We start from the raw sequence: 12,282 nt of genomic DNA, 5'->3' as shown, positions 1-12,282 counted from the left end.
CGTTAAGCCCGACGCCGCCATGTCAGGCGGGTGACGGTACGGGCGGCCGAGACCAGCGGGTGGGGCGGCCGGTGGTGGCGCGCCTCCGGGGCGGATTCGGGCATGATCCGGTAGAGCACGTTCGCCACCGCCCGAGCCAGCCTGGGTGAGGTGCGCGCGGCGAGCTCGGCTGCGGTGCCCGCGGGCAGGCTGAGGATCACGGGTTTGCGCGCCAGCGCCTTGAGCACGAGCTTGGCCGCTTGGTCGGCGCTGATCGCGGGCAGCGAGCGGTACACACCGCCGGAGGCGATCATCTCGGTCCGCACCAGCGGCATCCGCAGCGACGTGAACGTCACCCCCTCGTCGTAGGTCTCCCGCCCGGCGCACAGCCCGAATTCCTCGAGCGCCGCCTTCGACGCCAGATACGCGGAGAAGCGTGGGGTGTCGGTCTCGAGCCCCTGGCTGGTCACGTTGACCACGTGCCCGAAGTGCCGGTGCTGCATCGCGGGCAGCAGGCCGAGGGTGAGCCGGACGTGGCCGAAGTAGTTGATCGCCATGGTGCGTTCGAAGTCGTGGAAGCGCTGCGTGGACAGGTTCAGCGAGCGACGGATCGACCGGCCCGCGTTGTTGACCAGCATGTCCACCCCGCCCAACCGGTCGAGGACGTTCTTGACCATGGCGTCGACCGCTTCGCCGTCGGTGAGGTCGCAGGGGAACGCGTGCGCCTGACCGCCGGCCTCGGCGATCTCGGCACGCACCGCTTCCAGCTCGTCGGCGCGGCGCGCGACCAGCACCACCGTGGCTCCCTCGCCTGCCGCTCGTAGGGCCGTGGCCCGACCGATCCCCGAGGAAGCCCCGGTGATCAGTACGGTCCTGCCGTGCAGGGGAGACGACCGGGCGTGCTGGCGCGCGTGGCGGCGGGCGCGGTCCGGATCGAGGTGGTCGGCCCAGTACCGGTACAGCGGGCGCGCGTAGTCGGCCAGCGCGGGCAGCTCGATACCGCTGCCCGCGAGCGCGTCCCTGGTCGCCGCGGTGTCGAACCGGACGGGTGACGACAGGTGCGGCAGGACCTGGCGCGGCACGCCGAGCTCGTCGAGGATCGCTGCCAGCACGTCGGCGCCGGTGCGGGACCGTTCGATCGCGGAAACCACCGGCCTGCCGAGCGCGCCGCCCGCGGCCCGCAGCGCCGTCGAGACGGCGGCGGGGGCGACCGCGGCGACGCGGGGAGCACCCGCAGCGGCGGCGAAGGCGTTGTACACCTCGTGCAGCGGTTGTGGTTCCGGCGCGGCGAGATGGTAGGTCGCCCCGGACGGCGCGTCACGGTGCATCAGGTACGCCATGGCGTCGACGACGTAATCCACCGGGACCAGGTTGGTGGCGCCGAGATCGATGCTCGGCAGCGGCAGCCGTCCCGGCAGCGAGGCGAGACGCGTGATGGCAGGCAGGAAGTAGTACGGCCCGTCGATTTTGTCCATCTCGCCGGTGCGTGAGTCGCCGACCACAGCTGACGGGCGGTAGACGGTGACGGGTACGGCTCGCTGCCTGCGCACCAGCCGCTCCGCCTCGAACTTGGTGGCGTGGTACGGCGAGGGCAGGGATTGCCCGAGATCGAAGTCGTCCTCGGTGAAGCGGCCCGCGTGGTCGTCAGCGACCGCGATGGATGAGACGTGGTGGAGCCGGGGTGAGCCGAGTCGCTCGGCCAGCGTGAGCACGTTACGGGTACCGGCGACGTTGGCCGACCAGTTGTCCTCTTCGGCAGCGGTGAGGTCGTAGATCGCGGCCAGGTGCACCACGTGGTCCACGGGGCCCAATGCGCCCAGCGTCGCCTCGTCGATGCCGAGGGCTTCCTCTGTGAGGTCGCCGACCACCGGAATCAGGGCGTTATCGCGGCCGAGCTGGCAAGCCAGTTCGGTGACGCGGTGCTTGGAGGAGGCTCGTACGAGCGCGTAGACGGTGGCTTCCGGCGTGGTGAGCAGCCGGGCCACGAGGCGCCGACCGATGAAACCGGTCGCTCCGGTCACGAAGTATGTGGTCATCCTCGACCTCCTCGGCAGGGGCACGCGGGCATGACCTTACCTACTCGCGAGTAGATAACGCTAGTCGATGGCGGGTGGTTCCGGCGGCTCGGAGGTGGGGTCGGTGCTGAGTACGGCATCGCGTAGCGCGGCGCGGAGCCTGCCGACGTCGAGGCGGCTGAGGACGGCGGATTCCCCAGGTGGAGCGGTGAGCACGATCGTGTCCCCGATCGCGGACACGGTGACGGCTCTTCGCCTGCCTGCCAGGTCACGGCAAGTGATGCGCCAAGTGTCGGGAGCGGGCATGGTGTCCTCCGGCGTGGTCCGCGGCTTGTCCGGTGTCCTGCCGTGAGACGGCGGCGCTGTGTGCCCGTGACGCCACGGTTCGCAGGCGACTGTCCCTGGATCGGGTGACAGTGCCGCAGGTTCCTTCCAATGGAGGAAGACCGGCAGGTTCGGATGGACTAAACACCGGGACGACATATCTCGTGATTCACATCACAGCTACGTTCCGCTGGGCTCGCCGCTGAGATGCGGCGGAGGAGGTCGATGACCATGGCTGTTCCGGTCGGCAGGCGCGCGTTTCTCGCGCGCCTCGGGGTACTCGGCGTCGCGCTCGGTTCTGGTGCCCTGCTGCCGCGTTCGGTGCTGGCGGCGGCACCCGCCGGTCGCTCCCTGCACGAGCTCGTGTCGCTGGTGCGGCCGGTGCTGGCAGAGCTGGCGCGCGACACCATGAACGGTCTGGCGGTGTTCACCTGTCCCGGACCGGACAGTTACTCGAGGGCGCAGGGGACGCCGAGAGAGGAACCGGGCGCGATGGAGGCGGAGACGCCGGACTTCCTGCTGGAAGCCCTCGACAGCTTCGTGCCGTTCCCCGACCAGATCGCCCAGCCGGTGGGCGCCGCGCTGGTCACCGGGCTGTCGGACAGCGAGGTGCCGTTGGACGGCCTGGAATCCTTGCCTGCCGAGCTCCGTGCGCTCGACGAGGCGCTAGCTGCGGTCCTGGTCAACGACGCCACCCTGCCGCTGTCGTTTCCCGTCGCCGGAATGCTGAACCTGATGGCCACCAGGGTCAACCCGGCGGCGGTCAACGGCGCGTTCCACTCCCCCTTCTCCCGGCTGACCTATGAGGAGAAAGCGGAGGTGTTCCGGCTCATCGAGGGGCCCGATGCCGATCTGGTGGCGCTGCTGGACGCCGAGTTCCCGCAACCGCTGCGCAACTCGGTGTCCGGGCTGCTGCGCTTCGTCGGTGGCGCACTGATCGAGTTCGCCCACTTCGGGGCTTACTCCGAGTACGCGGTCTTCGACACCGACAGCAGGCAGCTCACCGGCAGGCCCGTCGGCTGGCGACTCACCGGGTACCAGCCCGACGGCCCGGTGGAGGGCTGGGATGACCTGATCGGCTTCTACCAGGAACGGACGGAGGTCAGCGACTGATGCGCGACGTGATCATTATCGGTGCGGGTGGTGGCGGCCCGGTGGTCGCCAAGGAACTGGCGGCCAGGGGCCTCGACGTGCTGGTGCTCGAGGCGGGCCCACGCCACGACGATCCGCGCCAGCAGTGGACCTCCTTCGAAAACGACGCGAACAACCCGTTGACCGGTTACTTCCGGCTCGGCCCCTCGGATCGTTCGCGTCCGGCCTGGTTCAAGGAATGGCCGCAGAATTCCTTCGTGTGGCAACTCGCCGGAGTTGGCGGTACAACGGTGCACTACTACGGCAACTCGCCAAGGGCGCTGCCGGGAGTGTTCGCTGGGTACGACGGCGCGGACCGCGACGAGTACGACGTCGAGCATCGCTTCCCGTTCCCGTACTCCGAGCTGGTGCCGTACTACGAGTGGGTCGAGCAGACCCTGCCGGTGCAAACCGCTGTGATGGCCACCAAGGAGCGGGTGTTCTTCGACGGTTGTGAGACGCTCGGGCTTCCGGTGCAGACCACCAAGACCACACTGGAGCCGTCCTACCGGCCGCAGGAGAACGCCATCCTGCAACCGGGAGGTAACGCGGGTCGCACGACCGACACCAACCTGCTGCATCACCCCGATGCCACCGGTTGCACGCTGTGCGGGTACTGCTTCCAGGGATGCATGCGGCCGGTCAGCGCGCCACGCAACCAGTTCGCCAAGCGGTCGACGGACAACAGCTACATACCGATGGCCCTGACCGCCGATGCCTGGGCAGACGGCGGCAAACCCATCGAGCTGATCACCGATGCCTACGTGACGCAGGTGCACGCCGAGAATTCCGGTGGTGCGCTCACCGCGACCGGGGTCACCTGGCGCGACAACGTCACCGGTGACAGCCACCGGGAGGAGGCCCGGGTCGTGGTCATGGCAGGCGGCTGTACCGAGAACCCGAGACTGTGGTTCAACAGCGGGCTGCCCAACCCGAACGACTGGGTCGGTCGCGGCTACACCGACCATTTCTTCGACTGGATCACCGGTGTCTTCGACGAGCCGACCGGTAGCTCCAAGGGCCCGGGTTCGGCTGCGCGCCTCGACTACCCGCCGTACGGCGGCCTCGAGAACGTGGGGTTGCCACCCGCGTTGCAGGCGTTCGCCACCACACTGTCCGACAGCGGCATCCGGGGGCAGTACACCAACGGGCGCGGCATGACCGGACCATGGGACGGCGCGGCCGGTCGGATCATGGGACCGGAGTTCAAGGATCTGCTGGACGGCGGCCTGGACAACCTGCTGAACGTGCTCGTCATCACCGACGACGACGTCGAGCCGCAGAACAGGGTGGTGCCGTCGGCCTTTCCCGCCGATGAACACGGCCCGGTCGCCAAGGTCTCCTTCCCCCGCCGCAGCCGTTCGGCGCGGACCAACCGCAACCGCGAGTTCCTCGCCAGGAAGGCCACCGAGCTGTTGCGCGGGGCAGGCGCGAGGAAGGTGTACCGGATCGATTGGGCACCCTTGATCCTGCACGTGCAGTCGAGCATGCGGATGGGAGCGTCCGAGGCCAACTCGGTGCTGGACGCCGACGCCGAAACCCGCGCGGTCAGGCGGCTGTTCATCGCGGACAACTCCGCGCTTCCCAATGCCGTCGGAGGTCCCAACCCGACGCTGACCAGCCAGGCGCTGGCCACCCGTACCGCTGAGCGGATCTTCCAGCGCTACTTCGGAGGTGACCCCTGGGTGGCAGGCGAGGCACCGATCGTCTCCACCGATGCGCGCGTCAGCGATCGTCTCGCCGAGATCGGCTACTGAGCCGGGCGAGCAATTCCTTCGAATCGCCCACAGTGATCGTCCGCCGCTGGCAGGATGGTGAACCTGCCCGGAGTTCCACGTTTTCCCTGCGGCGTGGGAGTGGCGCGGAGGTGTGACAACCTCCGGGGGAGGCGCCGCGCGCACGATACATCGGAGGTGGGCGAATGGAGTACGGCCACAAACAGGCCGTCTATGCATGGGAAGCGTTGTTCCGTTCTCAGGTCACGTTGCTGCGCCGGTTCAAGCGGAGCTTCCGTTCTGCCGAGATCAGCCTCAGCGAGTACGACGTGCTCTACAACCTCACCCTGTTCCCCGGTTCGCGGCTGCGGCTCAACGAGCTCAACGAGCACGTGCTGCTCGCGCAGCCGAGCCTGAGCAGGCTTGTCGAGCGGATGGAGGCGGATGGGCTGGTGCGTCGCGAGCGTGACCCGACCGACGGGCGGGGCACGGTGGTCGTACTGACCGAGCACGGTTCGCGCGTGCAGCGCAGAGTGGGACGTGGCCACGCGGAGGCTATCGCGAAGTACGTCGGAGGTGCGTTGGATGAGGAGGAGCTGCGCACCCTCGAGCGGTTGTGCGACAAGCTGCGGATGTCCCAGCCGGGGATCCCGGAGTAACCGTGCGATCCGGGTGCCGCCCATCAGGACCGGTGCCCGCGCTGGCCGGTGGCCAGCGCGGGCACCGGGATCAACGGGATCGCCAGGAAGCACAGCAACAACACGAACACCACGATGGCGGTGCTCAGCGGCAGGATCAGGCTCAGCGCACCCACCCCGATCGCGGGCAGGCCCGCGCCCAGGTAGCAGAGCACGTACAGCGCCGAGGTGATGCCCGCGCGGTTCCGGACGGCGCAGGCGTCCACATCGGCCGCGGCACCCCAGTAGGCGAGGCCGTGACCGATGCCTGCTAGCACCGCCGCAATGCCGAGCAAGCCGAGACGCAGTGTCTCGCCAGGGACGACCGCCAGCTGTGAGGCTGCGAGCACCACGAGCCCGAGGCTCAACGTGACCAGCCCGAACGCCTGAGCCACGCCTGCGGCCAGCCGGTAGCCCAGCGGCAGTGCCAGCGCCGAACACAGCAGTAGGGCGGCGACGATCCCGCCGGATAGCGCGTGGTCGATCCGTCCCGTCACCTCGGCGGCCACCGCGGGAAGCAACGCGAGGAACACCCCGGCCACCGACCACGCCGCGAACCCACTGGCGGCCGCTACGGTGAACCGCCGTCGCACGGTGGCCGGGATCTCGGGCACCCGCGGCCGCCACCGCGCGGGTGCGCCGTGGGACATGGCGCCCGCGTCGTCGATCACGCATGCCGCGGCCACCGTCACGGCGAGCAGCGCGAGCGTAGGCAGGTAGGCCACCAGTAGCGGGGACGAGCCCAAATCGGCGAGTACGCCGGTGACCAGCGGCCCCGCTCCGGTGCCCGCGAGGACGGCCATCGTGGCCAGCAGCGAGGCGCGCGGCGCGCGCCCGGGCGCCGCACGCTCGACGAGCACGGCGACCCCGGCCCCGGTTGCCGTGCCGAGCGCGACACCGAGGAGCGCGCGACCGGCGAACAACCACGCGAGCGAGGAGCTCGCCGTCAGGCACGCGGTTCCCATCGCCGCGGTGAGCGCGCTCGCGACCAGCACCGGCCTCCGGCCGAGCGTGTCGGCCACGGGGCCGAGTACCAGCAGCGCCACCACGGCCACCACGGCGTATGTGGTGTGCAGCGCGGTGATAACCAGATCCGAGGTACCGAGTACGGCCCGGTAGGTGGGGTAGAGCGGGCTTGCCGCGTTGGCCGCCGCGGACAGCGCGGCAAGCGCCAGTATCGCCGCCACCCGCTCCGCCGCGAGCCGCGCGCGAGCGGCCGCGAGGCCGGTACAGCCTGCGCGGCGCCCGGGACGGTACCTGCGAGGTGCGGGGGAGTCCACGTGTGACAGGGGCACGGCGTCCAGCGTGCAGCGGCATAACAGTGAAAGAAAAGCGAACGTTTCGCAATAAAATCGTGCAAAATAACCGCATGATTGACTCGCGACTCCACGTCCTGCGGCTGCTCGCGCACCACGGCACGGTGACGGCGACGGCCGGTGCGTTGAACTACACGCCCTCGGCGGTCTCACACCAGCTCAGGCAGCTGTCAAGGGAACTGGGCGTGCCGCTGCTGAGCCAGCGGGGACGCCGGGTGGTGCTGACTTCGGCGGCACGGGCCCTGTTGGAGCACGCGGACGTGCTGTTCACCCAGTGGGAGCGGGCGCGGGCCGAGCTGACCGCCCGCGCGGGCGAGGTCACCGGAACTGTGGGGCTGTGCGGGTTCAGCACGGTGGCCGCGCCGTTGCTGCCCGAGGTCGCTCGGGCGCTCACCGAGCGCTACCCCCGGCTGCGTACCACCGTCATCGAGGCCGAGCCGGAGGAATGCTACAGCCTGCTCCTCGCAGGGGAGGCCGATCTCGCCGTGGTGGTCCTCACTCCGACCACACCACCCACCTCGGACGCGCGCTTCGACCAGCGCCCCCTCATCGACGAACCGCTGGACCTACAGGTACATCGCGAACACCGGTTCGCGCACCGGGCGAGCATCTCGCTGGCCGACGCCGCGGCCGAGCCGTGGATCGTGGCCCGGCCCGGCACGGCATTTCACCAGCTGGTGCTCGGCGCCTGCGCGCAGGCGGGCTTCGCCCCGGCGGTGGCGCACTACAGCAACGACTGGGACACCGGGACGGCGCTGGTCGCGGCGGGATTCGGCGTCGCGCTGGTGTCACGCCTGGCGCGCTGGTCAGGCGAGCACGATGTGGTGCGGGTGCCGCTGCACGGCGATCCACCGCCGTCCCGGCGGGTGCTGGTGGTCACGCGGGCAGGTGCGGGAGAGTCACCGCCGCTCGGCGAGGCGCTGGACGTACTCGACAGCGCGGCGCGGCGGGTGCTGGCAAGCACACCCCGAGCGGGAGTGTGAACAGGCGTCCGCGGCGGCTCGATACCCTGGACAGCGGTATGGCCACGACACGATCGGCGGCGACCAGTGACGCGGCCGCCGCGACCGAGAAATCCGCCGACGCACCAGGTGCGTTGCGCGCACGCCTCGACGAGGTGTCGCTCACCGACCGGCAGCGACTCCGCCGCAGGATCGACCGCACCCGCAAGATGCGCGATCGCGCGGCGCGGCAGCGGGCGTGGCAGGAGCTCACCGAGGAGGTCGCCGCGGCCGAGGCGCGTATCGCCGCACGGCACGCGGCCGTTCCCTCTGTCAGCTACCCAGCCGAACTTCCCGTCAGCCAGCGCAGCGAGGGCATCGCCGAGGCCATCCGGGACAACCAGGTGGTGATCGTGGCTGGCGACACCGGCTCGGGCAAGACCACCCAGCTGCCGAAGATCTGCCTCGAACTCGGCAGGGGCGTGCGCGGCATGATCGGCCACACCCAGCCGCGGCGCATCGCGGCACGCTCGGTGGCCGAGCGGCTGGCCTCGGAACTGGGAACCGAACCGGGCGGGGCCGTTGGCTGGAAGGTGCGCTTCACCGACACCGTCGGTCCGGAGACACTGATCAAAGTGGCCACCGACGGTATCCTGCTCGCCGAGATCCAGCACGATCCGATGCTGCGGGCCTACGACACGTTGATCATCGACGAGGCGCACGAGCGTAGCCTCAACATCGACTTCCTGCTCGGGTACGTCAAGCGGTTGCTGCCGCGCAGGCCGGACCTCAAGGTGATCATCACTTCGGCCACCATCGAGCCGGAGCGGTTCGCCAGGCATTTCGGAGACGGTGACCGACCGGCCCCTGTGGTGGAGGTCTCCGGCCGCACCTATCCCGTCGAGGTGCGTTACCGGCCGGTGGTCGATCCGGACGATCCGGACGCGGATCCGGACCGCGACCAGGTGCAGGCGATCTGCGACGCGGTCGACGAGCTCGCCGCGGAGGGGCCGGGGGACATGTTGGTGTTCCTGTCGGGAGAGCGGGAGATCCGCGACACCGCGGAAGCGCTCGCGGCGCGCGAGTCGGCAGGAGCCGAGATCCTGCCGCTGTACGCCAGGCTGTCCGGCGCCGAGCAGCAACGGGTGTTCCAGCAGCAACGCCATCGCCGGATCGTGCTCGCCACGAACGTGGCCGAGACCTCGTTGACGGTGCCGGGGATCTCGTACGTGATCGACGCGGGAACGGCACGGATCTCGCGCTACAGTCACCGCCTCAAGGTGCAGCGGTTGCCCATCGAGCCCGTGTCGCAGGCCTCCGCCGAGCAACGCAAGGGCCGGTGCGGGCGTATCGGGCCGGGGGTGTGCATCCGGCTGTACTCCGAGGAGGACTTTGCCTCCCGGTCGCGCTTCACCGACCCGGAGATCCTGCGCACCAACCTCGCCTCGGTGATCCTACAGATGAGTGCGGCCCGGCTCGGGGACATCGCCGACTTCCCGTTCCTCGACCCGCCGGATCCACGGCAGGTCACCGACGGCGTGCAGCTGCTGCGCGAGCTCGGCGCCCTCGAGCAGCGCCCCGACGAGCGCCGTGACGGCGACGGCGATCGCGGCGATTCCGGCGGCGGTCGTGGTCGCGGGAAGCATTCCGCGCACCGCCTCACGGCGATCGGTCGCAAGCTTGCCCGGTTCCCGGTGGATCCCCGCATGGCACGGATGGTCGTGGAGGCCGAGCAGCAAGGCTGCGCCCGGCAGGTTATGGTGATCGCGGCTGGGCTGTCCATCCAGGACCCGAGGGAGCGGCCTGCCGAGCACACCGATGCCGCCGACACCATGCACGCACGGTTCGCCCACCCCCATTCCGACTTCCTGTCCTACTTGAACCTCTGGGGGTACCTGCGGTCCCGGCAGCGCGAGCTGTCATCGAGCAAGTTCCGCAGGCTGTGCCGCTCCGAGTTCCTCAACCACCAGCGGGTACGGGAATGGCAGGACATCTACAACCAACTGCGCGAGACCGCCACCTCGCTCGGCATGCGAGTCGGCGGGGAGGAGCTGAGCCACGACGAGCCGAGCGATCCGGGCTATGCGCGTATCCACCTGAGCGTGCTGTCGGCGATGCTGTCCCACATCGGATTGTGGGACAATGCCAGGAAGGACTACCTTGGCGCGCGCGGCGCGCGGTTCGCGATCTTTCCCGGGTCGGCACTGTTCCGCGCGAACCCGCGGTGGGTGATGGCGGGCGAGCTGGTGGAGACCTCTCGGCTGTGGGGGCGGGTGGTAGCCAGGATCCAGCCGGAATGGATCGAGAAGCTCGCCGGGCACCTGGTGCGGCGTAGCTACTCGGAGCCGCGCTGGGAGCGCAAGCGGGGTGCGGTGATGGCCGAGGAGAAGGTGACGCTCTACGGCGTGCCGATCGTCGAGGGACGCAAGGTCAACTACGGCGCCGTCGATCCGCCGTTGTGCCGCGAGCTGTTCATCCGCCACGCGCTCGTCGAGCGCGACTGGCACACCGAGCACCGGTTCTTCCACGACAACGCCGCGCTCCTCGACGAAGTCGCCGAGCTGGAGGAACGGGCGCGCCGCAGGGACATCCTCGTCGACGACGAGACGCTGTTCGAGTTCTACGACCGGCGCGTCGGCGACGAGGTCGTCTCGGCGCGGCACTTCGACACCTGGTGGAAGCAGGTGAGGCGGGAGCAACCCGAGTTGCTCCATTTCACAAGGGAGATGCTGATCAATGCCACCGCCTCCGATGTGGACGAGGGAGAGTTCCCCCGGACGTGGCGGCACGGCAGCATCGAGCTGCCGGTGACCTACCAGTTCGAGCCGGGTTCCGACGCGGACGGTGTCACGATGCACATCCCGCTGGCCGCGCTGAACCAGGTCGCCGATTCCGGCGCCGAGGCCTTCGGGTGGCAGGTTCCCGGGTTGCGAGGGGAGCTGATCACCGCGCTGATCAAGGCGTTGCCCAAGCCGATCCGCAAGCACCTGGTGCCCGCGCCCGACACCGCGGCGGCGGTGCGGGAGCGGTTGACCCCGTACGTCGAACCGATCGAGGGCGCGCTCGCCCGTGAGCTGCGGCAGCTGACCGGTGTCGAGATACCCTCCGATTCCTGGGATTACAGCAGGGTGCCCGATCACCTGCTGATCACGTTCCGGGTGGCCGACGAGCACCAGCGCACCCTTGGCGAGGGCAAGGATCTGCGTGCGCTGCGCAACCGGCTGGCCCCGCAGCTTCGTACGGAGCTGTCCAGGGCAGCTGGAGACGTCGAACGCCGGGGACTGCGGGACTGGTCGATGGCGGAGCTGCCCCGCTCGTTCCGCGCGGAAAGCGAGGACGCCGGGAGCGTGGCCGGCTTTCCCGCACTGGTCGACGCGGGCGATGCGGTGGATGTGCGGGTGCTGGCTACCCCGGACGAGCAGCACGCGGCGATGCTCGAGGGCACCCGCAAGCTCGTGTTGCTGAACGTGCCCTCCCCGCGCAAGTCGCTGCGCCGCACGCTGTCCAACACCGCCAAATTGGAGCTGGCGCACAACCCGCACGGCGGGGTCGGTGAGCTGCTCGACGACTGCATACGGTGCGCCACGGATGCGCTGATCACCGAGGTGGGTGGGCCCGCGTGGGACGCGGCGGGTTTCGCGACGCTGGTGGAGAAGGTGCGGCAACGGCTGGACAGCAGGGTGGCCGACACGCTCGAACGGGTCCGGGGGGTGCTCCTCGCCTGGCATGGCGCCCGACAGGTGGTGGCGGAGCTTCCCGAGGCCGCGTTCGCCGAGGCACGTGCCGACATGCAGCGACAGCTCGGGGAGCTCGTCTACGACGGCTTCGTCGCCGCGACCGGCTGGCATCGGCTACCCGACGTGCGCCGTTACCTGCAGGCGATCGAGCGCAGGGCGGGCAAGCTACGAACCGCGGCCGATCGCGACACCGAGCGGATGCGGGTGGTGCACGCGTTCGAGGAGGAGCTGGACGAGGTACGCGCCGGGATCCGGGCAGGCGGCGACGGCCGCGCCGAGGACATCGGATGGATGTTGCAGGAGTTGCGCGTCAGCTTTTTCGCTCAGACGCTCGGCACCGCCTACCCGGTATCGGAGAAGCGGGTGCGCCGGGCGCTGGACGAGCTGGCGGGGTAGCGGTACGCACGGGATCCACCCGATTTGTCTACTCGGCAGTAGGTAACGTGG

General features: G+C 69.7%; 8 protein-coding genes. 5 read left to right on the top strand and 3 right to left on the bottom strand.

Annotated features, from left to right (window positions below; all coding sequences use genetic code 11):
* Positions 1-2 precede the first annotated feature (2 nt).
* Together F8178_RS14730 and F8178_RS14725 are read right to left on the bottom strand one after the other, a co-directional pair.
* Positions 3-2,015, bottom strand: coding sequence for an SDR family oxidoreductase (locus F8178_RS14730; protein ID WP_317495366.1), 2,013 nt, complete (start codon positions 2,013-2,015; stop codon positions 3-5).
* Positions 2,016-2,075: 60 nt separating this feature from the next.
* The gene (locus F8178_RS14725; protein WP_317495365.1) at positions 2,076-2,300 is read right to left on the bottom strand and encodes a hypothetical protein; all 225 of its coding nucleotides are present in this window, start codon (positions 2,298-2,300) and stop codon (positions 2,076-2,078) included.
* Positions 2,301-2,543: 243 nt separating this feature from the next.
* Between F8178_RS14725 and F8178_RS14720 the strand changes: the two genes are divergently transcribed.
* The 3 genes from F8178_RS14720 (at position 2,544) to F8178_RS14710 (ending at position 5,823) form a co-directional block, all read left to right on the top strand.
* Positions 2,544-3,431 (top strand): hypothetical protein, encoded by an 888-nt coding sequence (locus F8178_RS14720; protein WP_317495364.1) that lies wholly within the window; start codon positions 2,544-2,546, stop codon positions 3,429-3,431.
* Positions 3,431-5,206, top strand: coding sequence for a GMC family oxidoreductase N-terminal domain-containing protein (locus F8178_RS14715; protein WP_317495363.1), 1,776 nt, complete (start codon positions 3,431-3,433; stop codon positions 5,204-5,206). The genes F8178_RS14720 and F8178_RS14715 overlap by 1 nt, the downstream gene beginning before the upstream one ends.
* Before the next feature lie 164 nt (positions 5,207-5,370).
* Positions 5,371-5,823 carry a MarR family winged helix-turn-helix transcriptional regulator gene (locus F8178_RS14710; protein ID WP_317495362.1) on the top strand — a complete coding sequence of 151 codons (453 nt, stop codon included), beginning with the start codon at positions 5,371-5,373 and terminating at the stop codon, positions 5,821-5,823.
* A gap of 23 nt (positions 5,824-5,846) precedes the next feature.
* On the opposite strand, the gene F8178_RS14705 is transcribed toward F8178_RS14710, so the two are convergent.
* Entirely contained in the window at positions 5,847-7,136 is a 1,290-nt protein-coding gene (locus tag F8178_RS14705) for an MFS transporter (protein WP_317495361.1), read from the bottom strand.
* A 74-nt stretch (positions 7,137-7,210) separates the two neighbouring features.
* On the opposite strand from F8178_RS14705, the gene F8178_RS14700 reads away from it, so the two are divergent.
* Together F8178_RS14700 and hrpA are read left to right on the top strand one after the other, a co-directional pair.
* Positions 7,211-8,140: a LysR family transcriptional regulator gene (locus F8178_RS14700; RefSeq protein ID WP_317495360.1), complete on the top strand. Its 930-nt coding sequence runs from the start codon at positions 7,211-7,213 to the stop codon at positions 8,138-8,140.
* Between the two features lie 38 nt (positions 8,141-8,178).
* A complete protein-coding gene (hrpA, locus tag F8178_RS14695; RefSeq protein WP_317495359.1) occupies positions 8,179-12,231 on the top strand; it encodes an ATP-dependent RNA helicase HrpA in 4,053 nt (1,350 codons plus the stop codon).
* The last annotated feature ends 51 nt before the right edge of the window (positions 12,232-12,282 follow it).

This window comes from Haloechinothrix sp. LS1_15 (genome assembly GCF_033042135.1).
Classification (GTDB): Bacteria; Actinomycetota; Actinomycetes; order Mycobacteriales; family Pseudonocardiaceae; genus Haloechinothrix.
Note: the sequence above shows the minus strand (reverse complement) of the source record. Positions and strands in the feature narration are given on the sequence as shown.